Here is a 17,222-nt window from a genome sequence, read left to right as displayed (position 1 = left end):
CCGTTACGCTAATCTGTTTAAGCGAGTTGGATTATGGGCGTGACCATAATAATGTGCTACTCAGTAAAGAAAAGGTTTTAGTTTTCACTGCCAGTAACATTTGCGACAATTTAGCCATTCCTATGATGAGACCATTGACTGCATGAAAACTGAGCTGACTCTTTTTGAGCGAACACTGTTCCTTTACCGTTACCCTAAGCGTAGCAACGACACCTTACAAGCCTGGGACGCCGGAGATGAGTACCTGATCAATCATGTCGAGCAACTTTCTCTCACAAAAGGGAGCCACATCGTTGTTTTAAACGATCATTTTGGTGCGCTCAGCACGTGGCTCTCTCGTGACTACCGAGTCACCATGATGAGTGACTCGTGGATTGCTCACCAAGCGACACACGCCAACCTTGAGGTAAATCAGTGCCCTAAGGTCACGCTCTGCTCAACGCTCGACCCTATCCCTAAAGATGCAGATCTAGTGTTGATGCAAATCCCGCGTACCAATCGCCACTTAGTGTGGCAGCTCGCTCAGTTAAGAGAGACACTGTCGCCAACCATCCCTGTCGTTGCGGTCAACAAAGCAAAAGAGATCCACAGCTCAACACTGAAACTGTTTGAGAAACACTTGGGCGACACGACGACCTCTTTGGCGTGGAAAAAACACCGTCTGGTATTTAGTTTCGCTAATTGTGATACGCCTATCCCCGCAGTGGCGATCACTGAATGGCCCGTTCCTCAACACGGGATGACGCTAAAAAATCACCCTAACGTCTACTCAGGCGAGGGACTAGATCAGGGAGCGAGCTTTTTTCTTGACCACTTGCCAGACAACCTCGGCCACGCTCGAGCACTTGATCTTGGCTGTGGCAATGGCGTGCTGTCCGTTAAGTTATCACAGCTTAATCCAGCACTGTCGATCACTTGCGTCGATGAAAGTTTCAGCGCCGTGGCGTCGGCGCGAGAAAACTTACGTCCCTATGACACAGGTGAGCGTCAAATAGAGTGTATTGCCAACAACTGCTTGGATGGATTTGATGCTGATCGCTACGATGTGGTGCTTTGCAACCCACCGTTCCACCAGCAACAAACCATTACTGACCACATCGCTTGGCAAATGTTCTGTGATGCAAAGCATGTTCTTCGTGTTGGTGGGCAATTATTAGTTATCGGCAACCGCCACCTCGGCTACGATGGAAAACTGAAAAGAGTGTTTGGTAAACATCAAGTCAAAGTGATCGCATCAAATAAGAAATTTGTTATTTTACAAGCGACTAAATAGTCCTCTATTATCTTTGAACTGAGAGTTAACTTCATACGTGAAGCATTAAGGAAAAGACAATGAAAAAACTGGTATTAGCGGCGTCAATGGCCATCTTGACCGCCTGTGCGTCCCCTCAGCAAGAGCAACTGAACTTTATGCCACAAGCGGTACTCAGTCGCGGTGATTTAGTCCAGGACGCCACCTTTACTATTACCAGTAAAGATGTTCGCTCTGCGCAATATGTCGCCTTGGTCGACAGTGGCCGCTCTAACATCGAACCGATTCATTCTAAACAGAATGTGCGTATCACATTAGAAAATGCCCTGCTAGAGCAGTTCCAATCTCAAGGTTTCCGTAACACCGTCAACAGCGAAAACGCACTGAAGATTGAAGTGCAGGAAGCTTTGGTGTCGGTCAAACACTCGGTAATGGAAAATGAGATGGACGGCAAAGTAGTGCTAGAAATCACCGCCGAAACGCCACGCGGCAAGTTAGTAAAAGCTTACACCGGCACAGCGAAACGCACAGGAGCACTCAGTGCATCCAACCAAGAGATCGAAACCGTTCTTAACGATGTGGTCAACTTGGTGCTAAAAGAAGTCGCGAACGATCGTGAATTGCAAACTTACATGCAGGAGCGTTTCTAATGTGGAAGTGGGCACTGACGTCACTGGCATTGGTGAGCCAACTTGCGTTTGCCGGGCCAAAAGTCTTGGTGGAAACCACGCTGGGTAATTTCACCCTTGAGCTTAACCAAGAGAAGGCGCCGATTACGGTCGCCAACTTCCTCAAGTACGTCGAAGAGGGCAGTTATGCAGGGAGCCAATTTCACCGTGTGATCCCTGGCTTTATGGCGCAGGGCGGCGGCTTTGACACCAATATGAAACAGTTGAGTACGTACGCTCCAATTCAGAACGAAGCCGCAAACGGGCTAAAAAACGACCGTGGCACGATTGCAATGGCGCGTACCAACAACCCAAATTCTGCCACTCGCCAGTTTTTCATCAACTTTAAAGACAATCACTTTTTAGACTATGACCAGCGCCCCCCGGGCTATGCGGTGTTTGGTAAAGTGGTCGATGGCTTTGACGTCGTTGAATCGATGGCGGGCATCAAAACGCACAATGTCGGTCGCTATAGTGACGTACCGTCGATCCCTATCGTCATCAAAAAAACCACCCTTATTGAATAAACCTCTACCCGCCCCAACACATGTTGGGGCGGTGGCATCTCCGTCGTTAGTGACCTGCCCTCTTATTTCAAACCGCACAGAACAAGGATACGTCTATGTCTGCGACATCATCGCCAATGTCATGGCGCGACACCATCAAAAGCTATCTCGATAAGCGTCTGCTTTGGGTATTTATGCTGGGCTGCTCAAGCGGCTTTCCGTGGGTGTTGATTGGCTCCAACATGTCTGGCTGGCTTAAAGATGCAGGCTTAACCCGAGCCGCCATCGGCTATTTTGGTAGCGTGTTCGCCGTCTACGCGATCAACTTTTTGTGGGCACCACTGGTTGACCGAGTCCGCCTGCCTTATCTCACCGATAAAATTGGCCAACGCCGCAGTTGGATATTACTCTGTCAGCTTGTTGTGCTCTCTTGCACCCTGTTCATTGCCGGTGTCGATCCTGCAAAAAACTTAGCGTTCACGTCGATGCTCGCGCTGGGTATTGCGATTGCCTCAGCGACACAAGACATTGCTATTGACGCCTTTCGTATCGACACCTTCCCTAAGTCTGAATCCTCTAAACTGCCTCAAGCCTCAGCGATGGCCGTGATCGGATGGTGGACGGGGTATTCTCTACCGGGTTATCTCGCGTTTATCAATGCAGACAGCATGGGGTGGAATGGCGTCTATTACGGCATGGCGATCATCGTTGGGGTATTGATGCTCTTTACCTTGCTGGTCGGCGAGCCCAGGACTGAGCGAAGTGCGCTGCAAGAACAAGCCGAGCAAAGACATTACCAAGTCGTCGATTCAAAAACCGTCGCGTGGTTGAGTGTCACGGTTGTCGAACCCTTCCTCGATTTCTTCAAACGTAACGGTGTGCGCGTCGCGATCACGCTGTTACTGTTTGTGTTCTTGTTCAAGATTGGTGAGGCGTTCCTTGGCCGCATGTCGATCACTTTCTACAAAGAAGTCGGCTTTAGCAATGAGCAAATTGGTTACTACTCGAAATTGATTGGTTGGGGGGCAACCATTGTCTTTACCTTGGTCGGCAGTCTATTTAACGTCAAATTTGGCATCGTTCGCGGGCTGATGATCGGCGGTATTGCGATGGCGGGCAGTAACTTAATGTTTGCCTGGATCGCCATGACAGGACCAAGTGAAACCCTCTTCTTAGCCACGATCATTGTGGACAACTTCACCACGGCCTTCTCAACCGTCGCGTTTGTCTCATTTTTGACTGTACTCACCGGCCAAGCCTTCTCCGCCACGCAATATGCGCTGCTGGCTTCACTCGGCAACTTCGGCCGTACGACCCTTGCGTCATTCAGTGGCGAGCTCGCCGATTACTTAAACGATTGGTCACTGTTCTTCATACTGACCGCGGTAATGGTTATCCCAAGCTTATTGATGCTCTATTCTCTGCGTCACTACTTCTCGGATCTACTCGAAAAAGCACGTCAGCAAAAATAGACAAGATGGCAAGAACGAAAAAGGCTTGGAGTGCTCCAAGCCTTTTCTTTTGTCTATTATTAATCTAGGGAAGAGACTAAGGGTACAAGCCACGTCCAAACATATTGAAGACTCGGGCGACGCCTTGGGTGAAGATCATAGGCTCAGTCAGCACCGTTAAACACAAGCAATCTTCACCAACTTGAGTTTGCGGGCTGTGCTTGACCGATGCGTCTTTATAGAGAAAGTCGCCGACCTCATAGTGCCCTTCTTCGTCAGAAAAACCGCCATGAAGGACTAACGTCGATTCAAACCCTTTATGGGTGTGCTCGGGCACTTTGACCCCTTCCGCCATGTACATGAGATTGACGCGGGCGTTGCCGGAAATCGCAATAGGGGCGCTAAACACCTTGCCACCATAATTACGCCACTCGCCGATTCGATCATACAGCTTGGATAATGCAAGCGGTAAGGTCATCGAGCGTCCGTTGACATCAATCGTTTTCGGCTGGCGCAGCAGCTTGATAGGATCTTTGATCTGCTCCGTTTGGGTGATGCTTGCCAGCATCTGCTCAAGACTTTGCACCGGTGTTTGGTTGTCTGGCACCTCTTGCTCAAGCGCAACCCCGCACTCTTGCTCAAAGGACCTCACTTGCTCTTTACAATGTGGGCAACTTTCCAAATGCACGGCAATAGTGAACGCGTTGACATCATCCAATGACCCTTGTGCGTATTGCTGCAACATTTCGATGTGTGGATGGTAACTCATAAGCGATCGGCCTCTATGGAATGTTTCAGTTTTTCAATCGCGAGCCTTAGGCGCGACTTCACGGTACCAAGGGGAATATTCAGCATCTCTGCCACTTGCTGGTGAGGCATCTCTTCCAGATAGACGGCTTTGACCACGGTGCGTTGGGCATCCGGTAACGTATCTAAATATTTCACCACTTGCTCTTTAAGCATCTCTTGCTCTGGCGAATAGTGCTCAACCAAGTCAGGCGGGCAGTAATCATTGGGCCAAATGTCATCGGAGGACAAATGGGCGTCGCGCCCTTTTTGCTTGCGCAACATATCAAAGCACAAGTTGCGGGCGATGGTGTAAATCCATGTGGAGAGCGAACTCTTGCTGCCATCAAACATGATGCTCTTTTGCCAGACAATGGTCAGGGTTTCCTGTACCACTTCCATGCACACTTGCTCATTGCCCATGTGGCGATAGGTAAATTGCTTTAAACGCGGGGTAAAATGTTGGAACACCAGGGCGAACGCTTGTGTGTCCTTCTGTTTTACCCTATCCATACACTCAGTCCAATCGGCTCGAGTGAACGCCTGAGTATCTTCACTGACCATATCGATTCCTTGGTTTCACCTAGTCTTGAGATGCGAACGGGTTACTATACGCGCTCACGCGCGTTTCGATCACTCTCATTCTAGATCAAGGCTGAGGAGAAGGAATCATCTGGTTGATAAAGGCAAGTGCCGCCTCACAAGTTTGCTGTTGATTAAGTGAATCAAACCGACTGGGCGTGAGAGGCAGTAACTCCAACCAACGCTGCGATACCCAGCTTGCATCGTCCATAAAGCGCTGCTGGTATAGCTCCCCCACTTGCGGGTAGTCGTGATACACCTGAAGCAGGTGTTCACCAAGATGAACGTCTGAAGGCGACATCTCTGCCACTTGCCAGTTAGGCAGCGTGCGAATTTTCGCCATGCGCAGCCCATCAAACTCAGTGCGCACCCGCTCGATAGTAAACCGCTGAAGTCCACACACCGTGATACCGAGCAGACCGTCGTCTAGCTGATCAAAATCGACGATTCGAACCAGAGAACCTGTGTGTGACAGTTGAACGGCGCCTGACTGTTTGGCCCTTTCTAGCAAGCAAATTCCGAACGTACCGTCTCCTTTCATCGCATTAGAGACGAGTCGTTTGTATCTGGGCTCGAATATCCTTAGTTTCATTTTACCTTCAGGAAGGACAATGGAACTTAAGGGAAATAGCATGATCTCTTGCACTTTGTTTCACCTCTACATCGTTGCCAATGTGTACGCAGCGCTGAAAAAAACCGATCACTAACCAAATCTGTTGATTCATTGACAAGCATAAAACTTCGCATAAACGTTTGCGTAAACGATGTCTGTATCAAAAAGTATGCAAAAGTGTGAAAGTTCCTCGATAACTGATTTTTCTATCTATAAATGTGATCAACCTCACTAACTTTGTGTGTTTTTGCACTCCGTATCACTACCAATTGAGATTTAAATCGCTATTATGCTCACCAACTGAGCACGTCGGAGAACGTGCTACACAATATATGGACGTCATTTTTACACTTAACGAATACATAGAGAGTCCCACTATGCGTAAATCACTTCTAGCTCTTGGTGTTGTAGCAGCAATGTCTGCGCCTGCGATGGCTGCTGACTATTCAGACGGCGACATCCACAAGAACGACTACAAATGGATGCAATTCAACATCATGGGTGCATTCAATGAGAAAGGTGTATCTGAATCAACTCACGATTACCTAGAAATGGAGTTTGGTGGTCGCTCTGGCATCTTCGATTTGTATGGTTATGTCGACGTCTTCAACTTAACTTCCGATTCAAGCAGCGACAAAGCGAAATCTGAGAAAATCTTCATGAAATTCGCTCCTCGCGTTTCACTAGATGCACTATCAGGAAAAGACCTATCATTCGGTCCAGTAAAAGAGCTCTACGTAGCTTCTGTAATGGAATGGGGTGGTGGCGGTGCTACTAACTGTAACGAAACTGGTTGTATTGATGGAAGCCCAGGCGTTAACAGCCAAAAAATCGGTTTGGGTTCTGATGTCGAGCTACCATGGTTTGGCAAAGTAGGCTTGAACTTATACGGTACATACGACTCGAACAAAAAAGATTGGAACGGCTACCAGATCTCTACAAACTGGTTTAAACCATTCCATTTCTTCGAAAATGGTTCGTTTATCTCTTACCAAGGCTACATCGATTACCAATTTGGTATGGACACAGATAAAGGCTACGCAACAGCAAGCAACGGTGGCGCGATGTTTAACGGCATCTACTGGCACTCAGACCGCTTTGCAGTTGGTTACGGCTTGAAACTTTACCATGATGTATATGGTTTTGCCGACAACGAAGGCCTACCGTGGGATGCATCGACCAAAGCAGAATCTTCTGGCGCTGGTCACTACCTCGCTGTCACATACAAATTCTAAGTTAACAGCAATTTCATAGCTAAATGGCGCCAATCGGCGCCATTTTTATTGGCATTCTCGCGCCCAATCCGTATCCTTGCCTCAAATCCTTAACCCTTTGCTTGATGATGAATATCGTGATTCTCGGTCCTGGTGCGATTGGTACCTTGTGGGCCCATGCGCTCTATCGAGCGGGGCACGCTGTCTCGGTCTACTCACGACATGACGTAGTGAGCCTATCCCTTTGCCTAGATGGTGAATCTCTAACGTTCGCCAACAACCAACCGGACCGCTTAGCCAACGCCGACCTTTTGTTGGTCACACTCAAAGCCCCTCAGGTGTGTGAGGCACTGTTGCCACTCCGCGGCCTCGTTCACCCCGATACCATGATCATGCTGATGCACAATGGCATGGGTAACGCAGAGCAATTACAGACCTGGCTACCCAACAATCCTTTACTGCTGGCGACCACCACACACGGCGCCTTACGCAGCGACGGTGGGTCAATTCAACATACCGGCCAAGGGGAAACCTTTATCGGTGCTGCGAATCTTCGCGGTCAAGCGTGTGGCTTTCTGGCCGAGGTGCTCAACCACGCTTTACCAACAACGGCATGGCACCCAGACATCGAACAGGCGTTGTGGCTGAAACTTGCCATTAACTGCGCCATCAATCCGCTGACGGCTTTAGAACACATACGTAATGGTGAGCTGGCCCGAGACGATCTTCAGGCAACCATTGCCGAGATCGTCAGTGAAGTGCATAGCGTCATGCATGCTAAGGGCTACACCATCACTCAAAAAGAACTGTTCGAGAAGATCAATGCCGTGATCGCCAACACCGCTCGTAACTTCTCATCCATGCATCAAGATATTGTGCATAAAAGGCACAGCGAGATAGACTTTATTACTGGATACCTCCTCAAATTGGCGGCGCACTACGGGCTAACCACACCGATGAATCAACGCCTATACCAAGAGATAAAACAGAGAGAACAGAGCTGGAAAGATGACTAAAAAAGTACTGATCCCCATCGCCCCAGGCAGCGAAGAAATGGAAGCGGTCACCATCATCGATATGATGGTACGTGCCGGCTATGATGCCGTGGTGGCCAGCGCCGACTTTGATGGTCATCTGACCATGATTGGCTCACGCGGCATCCCACTCACGGCGCAATGCACACTGGTTGATGTGGCAGACGATGAATTTGACGCCGTCATCCTACCCGGTGGCGTTGGCGGCAGCGAGGTCTTTCGCGACAGCACCGTTTTGGTCGAGATTGTGCGCCAGCAGATGTACGAAGGTAAGTTGGTCGCAGCCATTTGCGCCGCGCCTGCGCTCGTTCTGGTTCATCATGGCTTGTACACCGATGCGCTGATGACCTGTCACCCTAGTTTCTGGCCGATGATTGATAAGCAGAGACGCCGTGTCAAACGAGTCACCTACGACATCAATCACAATCTAATGACCAGTCAGGGACCGGGCACAGCGTTAGAGTTTGCAATGGAAATCATCATTCATCTCTCTGGAAAATCCCATGCTGCCACAGTTGCCGAGCCGATGGTCACGATTCCGACCCTGCAATATCACAAATTGGGTGAAGCGTAATGAGAGAAACCGCTGAGATCATTGGCCAATTTCCAGCACTCAACCAAGACGTGAATGGGCAGCGTTTGGTCTACCTTGATAGCGCAGCGACGACACAAAAGCCGCAGTGCGTCATCGATACATTGAGCCGTTACTACAGCCAGCAAAATGCCAATGTCCATCGTGGCAGTCACCGTTTAACGGCTCAAGCGACCAGTGAATTTGAAGCAGCCAGAGCTCACATCGCTGAGTTTATTGGCGCGCAGAGTCCGGCGTCCGTTATCTGGACACGTGGCGCAACCGAAGCGGTCAACCTAATCGCTCAAACTTACGCGCGCAGCGCTTTGTCTCCGGGCGATGAGATATTAGTCAGCGAACTGGAGCATCACGCCAATATCGTACCGTGGCAAATTGTCGCTGAGCAAACGGGCGCGAAAGTGGTGAAAGTGCCGATGACGCCGCAGTGTCAATTTGATCTTGCAGCCTTTGACGCGCTCCTTTCACCGCGCTGCAAAATTGTCGCGTTAGCGCACGTCACCAACGTGACGGGCACGCGTCAACCGATTGAAACCGTGATTGAGAAAGCTCATCAAGTGGGCGCGATCGTGGTGGTCGATGGCGCGCAAGGTATTGTGCATGAACCGGTCGATGTCGAGCGCCTAGACGCTGACTTTTATCTCTTTTCCGGCCACAAGCTGTTTGCGCCCGCAGGGATTGGGGTACTGTATGGCAAACTCGATCTTCTCAATGCCATGCCCCCTTGGCATGGCGGCGGAAAAATGGTCGAAAAAGTCTCCTTCTCCGGGACGACGTTCAGCGAGCTACCGGGGAAATTCGAAGCCGGCACCCCCAATGTCGCGGGCGCGCTGGCGCTCAGTCGCGCAGTGGCCTGGCTGGAGACGTTCAATCTCTCAGACGTTGAAAAACATGTACGCGCCCTCGCCCGTCAAACCAATGAAAGGCTCTCAGCGCTACCTGATGTTAAAGTGCTGGGTTATCAAGACAACGCCTCTGTGGTCTCTTTTATTGTTGAGGGTGTGCATCATCAAGACGTCGCGACCATACTGGATCAACAGGCGATTGCGGTGCGCGCTGGGAACCACTGCGCACATCCTTTAATGGATGCTTTGAACGTCTCAGGTACGATTCGAGCCTCCTTTGCCCTCTATAACCAGCAGGATGATGTTGATCGATTGATTGAAGCCGTAGAAAAAGCACTCGATATGCTTTAGAGCGGCACTACGTATAGACAAAAAAGCGCCTTGCTGAACGATCGGCAAGGCGCTTTTTAATTCGTTGTGGTGATCAATCACGCTGACAGTTACAACTCATCAAACGCTTCAATCGCTTCAGACAGCTTTTTCACACCATGGATTTGCATGCCCGCAATCCCGCCTTTAGGCATGTTCGCAGCCGGCACGATCGCTTTTTTAAAGCCGTGCTTAAACGCTTCGTTCAAGCGCTCTTGACCACTGGGCACCGGACGAATCTCCCCCGCTAACCCGACTTCTCCAAACACCACAACATCTTTAGGTAGTGGGCGATCTCTAAAGCTGGATAGCAGCGCCATCACCAAGGCGAGATCGGCACTGGTTTCGGTGACTTTGACACCGCCGACCACATTAACAAACACATCTTGGTCAGCCATCTGCAGTCCACCGTGCTTATGTAGCACAGCAAGTAGCAGCGACAAGCGGTTCTGCTCAAGACCCACCGCCACACGACGTGGATTGGCCAACTGGGAGTAATCCACCAGCGCTTGTATCTCAACCAACAAGGGTCGTGTGCCTTCCCAGACGACCATAACGGAACTGCCTGAGGTTTCTTCTTCGCCGCGCGACAAAAAGATGGCCGAAGGGTTACTGACTTCTTTAAGCCCTTGCCCTGTCATGGCAAACACCCCCAATTCATTGACGGCGCCAAAGCGGTTCTTGTGACTGCGCAGCGTTCTAAAACGGCTGTCGGTGCCGCCATCAAGCAACACAGAACAGTCGATAATGTGCTCAAGCACTTTAGGGCCTGCGAGTGTGCCATCTTTGGTGACGTGGCCGACAATAAACACCGAGACGTTGTTTTGCTTAGCATAACGGGTCAGTGCGGTGGCAGACTCCCTCACCTGAGCGACGCTGCCCGGGGACGACTGCACATCCGAAACGTGCATCACCTGAATCGAGTCAATCACCATGATTTTGGGTTGTTCTTGCTCCGCGATCTGGCAGATGCGATCGACGTTTGTCTCCGAAAGCATTTTGAGGTTGTCTTTAGGTAGCCCCAAGCGCGACGCGCGCATTGCGACTTGCTGCAAGGACTCTTCCCCTGTGACATAGAGGGTCGGCATTTGCGATGCTAAGTAACACATGGTTTGCAGCAGCAATGTAGACTTACCTGCGCCAGGATTGCCGCCGATCAAGATCGCGGCACCTGGGACGACACCACCGCCCAATACTCGGTCTAGCTCTTTGAAACCGCTGCTAAAACGGGGCACTTCCTGTAGATCAATCTCAGACAACGTCTGTACTTTGGTTTCAGCGGCGTTGCCCGCGTATCCGCTCAAGCGCTCGTTACGCGCCGCGGCTGGTGAAGCGGCTAAACGCACCTCACTGATGGTATTCCAAGCGCCACAAGCATTGCATTGCCCTTGCCATCTTGGGAAATCTGCGCCGCAGTCGTTGCACACGTAGGCTCTTTTTGCCTTTGCCATGGTTCCTCACCTGCTATTTTGTGACCTTATCAATTCGAATCTGGGTCACTTTATCTTGATTCGATGTAACATATCATTAAAGATCGTGTTATCAAGGTCGATAGAGAATAATTAGGTAGATCTAACCATAAAATATGCAGCAACAGGAAATCCTTTCAATCGCTGAGCGGCTCATTGCCGCTTACCACTCACAAGACTTTGAGTACCTTCTTGCCCAAATGACAGAAGGCGAGCCTCCGTCGGTCAAAATATTGGTCAAAATGGAGCTCAATCGAGTGATGGCACCGTGCACCAAACCGGTGGACCTGCGCGGTCGGGTCAAAGGTGAGTGTCGAGAATACAAGCTTGATGGACTGCGCCACTGGTTAGATGATGTCGCCTTCAACGCTTATCACAAAAATGTGCGTAAGTTTGGCGGCTATACCGAAGGCGTTTGGGAAGCGCTGTCCAACACACACAACAACTTTCGTGTTATGCAAAAGCGCGGCAAGCCCATCGGCACCGAAGTGCAAGCCAAAAGCAGTGCACTGGAAGTCGAGCCGATTAACTTAGGCTATGACCTGAAGCGCAAAGAGAATCGTCTGCGCCTTTCATCCCAAATCGAGCTCAATCTCGCTAAAGGACAACTGGTTCACGGCGTCACCGTTGACCTCTCTCCTTCTGGGGCCAAGTTTAAAGTCCCGTCTGCGTTTGACTATAAGCTGGGTGAAATTGTCGAGGTACGCTTTGTAGAACTCGCCCAAAGCTCAGAAGTAGAGGCCATTCACTCAGCGTTTAGCTATCGGATTGTTGGTATCGACGAGTCTTACGAAAACGATGCAGTGAAGTTTCTGCGTACCATCATGCTCGACGAAACCCAAGCCATCGAAGCGATCATCGCAGAATGCCTCAACAACGACAGTAAAAAAGCCCGTCACGATAATCAAGATAAGATCATTCGCGCTCGCTCTCGAGGGTACGAGCACACTTATCTCAAACACACCTGCAATCTGCCGGTCTTTTTCAGTGGTGACGAGCTTAAACTGGTGTTGATGACGGAGAACAATCAGCCGATTTGGCAGTACTGGCACGACGAACGTAATCAACAAGCGCTCACCAGTTTGTTCAATAAACAGCGCATGAAACAACTGACCACTCCGGGTATGCGCGGCAGCAGTAACGTACTTTACTCCTTCACCCATGACCATCAGGGCAAGCAGCTGTTTTTCTCGATGATGATGCCGGAAGCGACGCGCGAACAGCGACAGTTGTTTTGGCATGTGGGCGCGAAAAAAGAGAGTTGGCGAGCCTTTCGCCTCTCTGTGTTTGAGCTGAATGACGAAGAAAAAAGTGAACTGTCTACGCACTCGACCGAGCTTGGCCTTGAGCCCAACACCTTGACGCACTGCGGCATTTTGCAAGAGATATCAGACAGCAGCAGTCGCAATGACTACTTGCTGACGGACAAGCCGCGTCTTGCCAGCAGCGAGCTCAACCCGTTTCGCCACACTCGCAACCCTAAGTCAAACCCCGCTTGCCTCTACTTTGATGCCAAATCCCGTCGCAAAGAGCCGAGGTATCAGTTTCAATCGCCTTTGCAACTGAAAACCGCCGATGGCCAGCGTCACGCTGGGGTTACGTTAGATATCTCCAAGCATGGCGCGAGCATTGCACTCACCTCACCTTGCGGATTAAAAGCGGGCGATCTGTGTCATGTCGACTTTAGTGAATTAAAGCTTTACGACAAAAAGCTGCCGCTTGATGAAGTGCCGTATACGGTGATACGCATCAGCCCTGGTGGTAAGCGGATGCAACTGGCGATCATCGAAGAGCGCCAGACGATGAAGACTATTGCCTTCTTTGGCTCGCTGATTGATCACAACCAAAATAAATTAGTCGCCAAACAAGAGCTACTGCCCAGTAATGCCCTGCTTGAAGGGTTGCACGATATTTTGTTGGATAAAATGGTCAGCTCACCGCTGTTTTTTGAAAAACGCGGCCCGAATCTGCGCCCACGTGTTATCGGGGTCAACTATCCTTTGCCTCCTTACCTTGGACTCCTGGCTAAGCTTGGTGAAGAGAAGAACTTTTCTCTCGAACCTATCTACAAAGGTCGCACCAATACCCTTATCGCCCAACCGATGCGCCGAATCGAAGGTGCTGAACCTCAATATCATGAGATCTACTTGAGTGCGGCAAAGTTTGGTACGCGCATTCAGTCAATCGAATCGAAGTTGGTCAGCGAATTTGAAACACTGAAAGATCGTATTCGCTTCGTCAAACAAGCGATGTCAATTGGCGAATTTTACGCCCTGAGAATTTGCGCTGCGCCCGTGTTTGATCCTATGACCGCACTGGTACGCACTGACTTAGCCGAGCTTGCTAACATCAGCCTCCACAAGGCAAAAAGCTTAGAGAAAGAGATCGGTACCATCGTCGGTTACGGTGAGCTAAGCGACATCACAGAAGAAGTCCTGATCCGCCTTGAGCTCACGCGCTAATCCGCTCTTTCGCTTGATCCCATCACCCATCACCCATCACCCATCACCCATCACCCAACATAAAAAAGCCCACTCGAAGGAGTGGGCAATGAGGTTGTCAATTCGGCTCTTATCACTGAGCCTATTGTCGAATCAAACGATTAGGCGTTTTCAGCGATTTTTGCGTGCAGCTCTTGTACAGAAGTGACCGATGCACATGCATCCGCGGTGTGAGACATGCACGTTGCAAACGCTGCGTTTAGCGTTGTGGTGTAGTTCACTTTCTCAGCCAATGCGCCACGACGAAGTACTTTTGAGTCTTCAATCGCTTGGCGACCTGCCGCCGTGTTAACGATGTAGGTGTACTCATTGTTCTTGATACGGTCAAGAATGTGAGGACGACCTTCGTGCACCTTGTTCACCAAGCGAGGGTTGATACCCGCTTCACCAAGAATCACTGCAGTGCCGTGCGTCGCATCCAACTGGTAACCGAGTTTTACTAGCTTAGACGCTAGGTCAACCACGCGTTGCTTATCGCCTTCACGAACAGAAAGAAGCGCTCGGCCACCTTCTGGGTAGACGTTACCACAACCCAATTCTGCTTTCGCATACGCTTCAGCGAATGTCGCACCCACGCCCATGACTTCGCCAGTAGAGCGCATTTCAGGGCCAAGCAGTGGGTCGACGCCAGGGAACTTGTTGAATGGCAACACCACTTCTTTCACTGAGTAGTATGGTGGGATGATCTCTTTGGTAAAGCCTTGAGACTCTAGAGATTGTCCAGCCATCACACGTGCCGCGATTTTCGCCAGTGGAGCACCCGTCGCTTTTGACACGAATGGTACGGTACGCGCAGCGCGAGGGTTAACTTCGATGAGGTACACTTCGTTGTCTTTCACAGCGAACTGCGTATTCATCAAGCCGCGAACACCCAACTCGAACGCCAACTTCTCAACTTGCTCACGCATCACATCTTGAATCTCTTGACTCAAGGTGTAAGCCGGTAGAGAACACGCAGAGTCGCCTGAGTGAACACCCGCTTGCTCGATGTGCTCCATGATACCGCCGATCACAACGCGCTCACCGTCACAGATGGCATCCACGTCGACTTCCGTTGCGTCATCAAGGAAGCGGTCAAGTAGGACTGGAGATTCGTTCGATACGCTGACTGCTTCGTTGAAGTAACGACGCAAGTCTTGCTCATCGTAGACGATTTCCATCGCGCGGCCACCCAGTACGTAAGATGGGCGAACGACCAATGGGAAACCGATGTCTTTCGACTTCTCGATCGCTTGTTCCATTGTGGTGACTGTCGCGTTTTCTGGCTGTTTTAGACCTAGACGCTCAACCGCTGCTTGGAAACGCTCACGGTCTTCTGCACGGTCAATCGCATCTGGGCTGGTACCGATAATTGGCACACCTGCCGCTTCTAGCGCTCGTGCGAGTTTCAGTGGCGTTTGACCACCGTATTGAACGATCACACCTTTTGGCTTCTCAACACGAACGATAGACAGAACATCTTCCAACGTCACAGGTTCGAAGTAGAGACGGTCAGAGGTATCGTAATCGGTGGATACTGTCTCAGGGTTACAGTTAACCATGATGGTCTCGTAACCATCTTCGCGAAGGGCAAGAGAGGCGTGTACACAGCAGTAATCAAACTCGATACCTTGGCCGATACGGTTTGGACCGCCACCCAGCACCATGATCTTGTCTTTGTCAGTCGGGTTCGCTTCACACTCTTCATCGTAAGAGGAGTACATGTACGCTGTGTCAGAGGAGAACTCCGCCGCACAGGTATCTACGCGCTTGTAAACAGGGTGAATATCGAACTGATCGCGCAGACGACGAATTTCGCTTTCAGACACACCAAGCAGTGCTGACAAACGCGCATCTGAGAAGCCTTTACGCTTCATCACACGCAACACGTCTTCGGTTAAGCCAGCAAAACCGCCTGCTTTAACTTGGTTTTCTAGATTAACGAGTTCTTCAATCTGAACTAGGAACCAACGATCGATGTTGGTGAGATTGAATACGCCTTCTACCGACATGCCTGCACGGAATGCATCAGCGATGTACCAAATACGCTCAGCGCCCGCTTCTTTGAGTTCGTGACGAATGGTGGTGAGTGCGTCAGGCGCATCAAGATCAACCATTTCGTCAAAGCCATTCACGCCAACTTCAAGGCCACGAAGTGCTTTTTGCAGCGACTCTTGTTGGTTGCGGCCAATCGCCATCACCTCGCCCACAGACTTCATCTGAGTCGTCAGACGGTCGTTCGAACCGGCAAACTTCTCGAAGTTAAAACGAGGAATCTTAGTCACGACGTAATCGATGGTAGGTTCGAATGATGCTGGCGTTGCACCGCCCGTGATGTCGTTTTGTAGCTCGTCAAGGGTAAAGCCAACCGCCAGTTTCGCGGCAATCTTAGCGATTGGGAAACCTGTTGCTTTAGACGCAAGCGCAGACGAGCGCGATACACGTGGGTTCATCTCGATGATAACCATACGGCCATCTTTCGGGTTGATACCAAACTGTACGTTTGAACCACCTGTCTCAACGCCAATTTCGCGCAGTACCGCTAGAGAGGCATTACGCATCAACTGGTACTCTTTATCAGTCAAAGTCTGTGCGGGTGCGACAGTGATGGAGTCACCGGTGTGGATGCCCATTGGGTCGAAGTTCTCGATAGCACATACGATGATACAGTTGTCCGCTTTGTCGCGAACCACTTCCATCTCGTACTCTTTCCAACCGATCAGTGACTCATCGATGAGAAGTTCGTTAGTTGGCGACAGGTCTAGGCCACGACGACAAATCTCTTCGAACTCTTCTTTGTTATAAGCGATACCACCACCCGTACCACCCATAGTGAATGACGGACGGATGATACAAGGGAAGCCCACCATATCGAGCACTTTGTACGCTTCTTCCATGGTTTTCGCCGTGTCCGCGCGAGGACACTCAAGGCCGATAGACTTCATCGCTTTATCGAAACGTGAACGGTCTTCCGCTTTGTCGATAGCATCAGCGGTTGCGCCGATCATTTCTACGCCGAACTCAGCAAGCACGCCGTGTTTTTCAAGGTCTAGTGCACAGTTCAGCGCTGTTTGACCACCCATTGTTGGTAGTACGGCATCCGGGCGTTCTTTCTCGATGATCTTGCGAACCACTTCCCATTGGATTGGCTCGATGTAAGTCGCATCGGCCATGTCTGGGTCAGTCATGATGGTCGCAGGGTTAGAGTTAACAAGGATGACTCGGTAACCCTCTTCACGCAGTGCTTTACACGCTTGTGCACCAGAGTAGTCAAACTCACATGCTTGACCGATAACAATCGGGCCTGCACCTAGAATTAGAATACTTTTTAAGTCAGTACGTTTTGGCATTCTCTACTACTCCG

14 protein-coding genes are annotated in these 17,222 nt (G+C 50.4%); 9 read left to right on the top strand and 5 right to left on the bottom strand.

Features of this window, described 5'->3' with window-relative positions:
* Positions 1–142: 142 nt before the first annotated feature.
* The 4 genes from AC6R03_RS01725 to AC6R03_RS01710 all read left to right on the top strand — a co-directional run bounded on the left by AC6R03_RS01725 (position 143) and on the right by AC6R03_RS01710 (position 3,898).
* Positions 143–1,273 (top strand): methyltransferase, encoded by a 1,131-nt coding sequence (locus AC6R03_RS01725; protein ID WP_500631749.1) that lies wholly within the window; start codon positions 143–145, stop codon positions 1,271–1,273.
* Positions 1,274–1,332: 59 nt separating this feature from the next.
* The gene (locus AC6R03_RS01720) at positions 1,333–1,902 is read left to right on the top strand and encodes a YajG family lipoprotein (protein ID WP_334554388.1); all 570 of its coding nucleotides are present in this window, start codon (positions 1,333–1,335) and stop codon (positions 1,900–1,902) included.
* Entirely contained in the window at positions 1,902–2,447 is a 546-nt protein-coding gene (locus AC6R03_RS01715) for a peptidylprolyl isomerase (RefSeq protein WP_487901302.1), read from the top strand. Before AC6R03_RS01720 ends, AC6R03_RS01715 begins: the two co-directional genes overlap by 1 nt.
* 95 nt (positions 2,448–2,542) lie before the next feature.
* Positions 2,543–3,898 (top strand): AmpG family muropeptide MFS transporter, encoded by a 1,356-nt coding sequence (locus tag AC6R03_RS01710; protein ID WP_500631750.1) that lies wholly within the window; start codon positions 2,543–2,545, stop codon positions 3,896–3,898.
* Positions 3,899–3,974: 76 nt separating this feature from the next.
* Here the strand turns inward: AC6R03_RS01710 and AC6R03_RS01705 are convergent, their stop codons facing one another.
* The 3 genes from AC6R03_RS01705 to AC6R03_RS01695 form a co-directional block, all read right to left on the bottom strand.
* Entirely contained in the window at positions 3,975–4,646 is a 672-nt protein-coding gene (locus AC6R03_RS01705; RefSeq protein WP_500631751.1) for a ChrR family anti-sigma-E factor, read from the bottom strand.
* A complete protein-coding gene (locus AC6R03_RS01700) occupies positions 4,643–5,227 on the bottom strand; it encodes an RNA polymerase sigma factor (RefSeq protein WP_334554380.1) in 585 nt (194 codons plus the stop codon). The genes AC6R03_RS01705 and AC6R03_RS01700 overlap by 4 nt, the downstream gene beginning before the upstream one ends.
* 85 nt (positions 5,228–5,312) lie before the next feature.
* Positions 5,313–5,879 (bottom strand): LON peptidase substrate-binding domain-containing protein, encoded by a 567-nt coding sequence (locus tag AC6R03_RS01695; RefSeq protein ID WP_500631752.1) that lies wholly within the window; start codon positions 5,877–5,879, stop codon positions 5,313–5,315.
* 356 nt (positions 5,880–6,235) lie between these two features.
* On the opposite strand from AC6R03_RS01695, the gene AC6R03_RS01690 reads away from it, so the two are divergent.
* From AC6R03_RS01690 to csdA, 4 genes are all read left to right on the top strand, one after another.
* Complete coding sequence (locus tag AC6R03_RS01690) at positions 6,236–7,093, top strand: nucleoside-specific channel-forming Tsx family protein (protein WP_500628684.1); 858 nt, start codon at positions 6,236–6,238, stop codon at positions 7,091–7,093.
* 107 nt (positions 7,094–7,200) lie between these two features.
* Positions 7,201–8,088, top strand: coding sequence for a 2-dehydropantoate 2-reductase (gene panE / locus AC6R03_RS01685; RefSeq protein ID WP_500631830.1), 888 nt, complete (start codon positions 7,201–7,203; stop codon positions 8,086–8,088).
* Entirely contained in the window at positions 8,081–8,680 is a 600-nt protein-coding gene (locus tag AC6R03_RS01680) for a DJ-1 family glyoxalase III (protein WP_500631753.1), read from the top strand. The genes panE and AC6R03_RS01680 overlap by 8 nt, the downstream gene beginning before the upstream one ends.
* Positions 8,680–9,891, top strand: a complete 1,212-nt coding sequence (csdA, locus tag AC6R03_RS01675) for a cysteine desulfurase CsdA (RefSeq protein ID WP_500631754.1) — start codon at positions 8,680–8,682, stop codon at positions 9,889–9,891. The genes AC6R03_RS01680 and csdA overlap by 1 nt, the downstream gene beginning before the upstream one ends.
* A gap of 89 nt (positions 9,892–9,980) precedes the next feature.
* Here the strand turns inward: csdA and radA are convergent, their stop codons facing one another.
* Positions 9,981–11,360, bottom strand: coding sequence for a DNA repair protein RadA (gene radA / locus AC6R03_RS01670; RefSeq protein ID WP_334554370.1), 1,380 nt, complete (start codon positions 11,358–11,360; stop codon positions 9,981–9,983).
* 134 nt (positions 11,361–11,494) lie between these two features.
* On the opposite strand from radA, the gene AC6R03_RS01665 reads away from it, so the two are divergent.
* Positions 11,495–13,840, top strand: coding sequence for a PilZ domain-containing protein (locus AC6R03_RS01665; protein ID WP_500631755.1), 2,346 nt, complete (start codon positions 11,495–11,497; stop codon positions 13,838–13,840).
* A 140-nt stretch (positions 13,841–13,980) separates the two neighbouring features.
* Here the strand turns inward: AC6R03_RS01665 and carB are convergent, their stop codons facing one another.
* Entirely contained in the window at positions 13,981–17,208 is a 3,228-nt protein-coding gene (gene carB / locus AC6R03_RS01660; protein ID WP_500631756.1) for a carbamoyl-phosphate synthase large subunit, read from the bottom strand.
* Between the last annotated feature and the right edge of the window lie 14 nt (positions 17,209–17,222).

The sequence above is a fragment of the Vibrio sp. R10-SG-ISO4 genome (genome assembly GCF_059834135.1).
The sequence above is the reverse complement of the archived record's forward strand: the minus strand, read 5'-3'. Positions and strand labels throughout refer to the sequence as shown.

Excerpts from the sequence above, each read along its gene's own strand:
- AC6R03_RS01725 (WP_500631749.1), top strand. The coding sequence starts at position 143 with ATGAAAACTGAGCTGACTCTTTTTGAGCGAACACTGTTCCTTTACCGT.
- AC6R03_RS01720 (WP_334554388.1), top strand. The coding sequence starts at position 1,333 with ATGAAAAAACTGGTATTAGCGGCGTCAATGGCCATCTTGACCGCCTGT.
- AC6R03_RS01715 (WP_487901302.1), top strand. The coding sequence starts at position 1,902 with ATGTGGAAGTGGGCACTGACGTCACTGGCATTGGTGAGCCAACTTGCG.
- AC6R03_RS01710 (WP_500631750.1), top strand. The coding sequence starts at position 2,543 with ATGTCTGCGACATCATCGCCAATGTCATGGCGCGACACCATCAAAAGC.
- AC6R03_RS01705 (WP_500631751.1), bottom strand. The coding sequence starts at position 4,646 with ATGAGTTACCATCCACACATCGAAATGTTGCAGCAATACGCACAAGGG.
- AC6R03_RS01700 (WP_334554380.1), bottom strand. The coding sequence starts at position 5,227 with ATGGTCAGTGAAGATACTCAGGCGTTCACTCGAGCCGATTGGACTGAG.
- AC6R03_RS01695 (WP_500631752.1), bottom strand. The coding sequence starts at position 5,879 with ATGCTATTTCCCTTAAGTTCCATTGTCCTTCCTGAAGGTAAAATGAAA.
- AC6R03_RS01690 (WP_500628684.1), top strand. The coding sequence starts at position 6,236 with ATGCGTAAATCACTTCTAGCTCTTGGTGTTGTAGCAGCAATGTCTGCG.
- panE (WP_500631830.1), top strand. The coding sequence starts at position 7,201 with ATGAATATCGTGATTCTCGGTCCTGGTGCGATTGGTACCTTGTGGGCC.
- AC6R03_RS01680 (WP_500631753.1), top strand. The coding sequence starts at position 8,081 with ATGACTAAAAAAGTACTGATCCCCATCGCCCCAGGCAGCGAAGAAATG.
- csdA (WP_500631754.1), top strand. The coding sequence starts at position 8,680 with ATGAGAGAAACCGCTGAGATCATTGGCCAATTTCCAGCACTCAACCAA.
- radA (WP_334554370.1), bottom strand. The coding sequence starts at position 11,360 with ATGGCAAAGGCAAAAAGAGCCTACGTGTGCAACGACTGCGGCGCAGAT.
- AC6R03_RS01665 (WP_500631755.1), top strand. The coding sequence starts at position 11,495 with ATGCAGCAACAGGAAATCCTTTCAATCGCTGAGCGGCTCATTGCCGCT.
- carB (WP_500631756.1), bottom strand. The coding sequence starts at position 17,208 with ATGCCAAAACGTACTGACTTAAAAAGTATTCTAATTCTAGGTGCAGGC.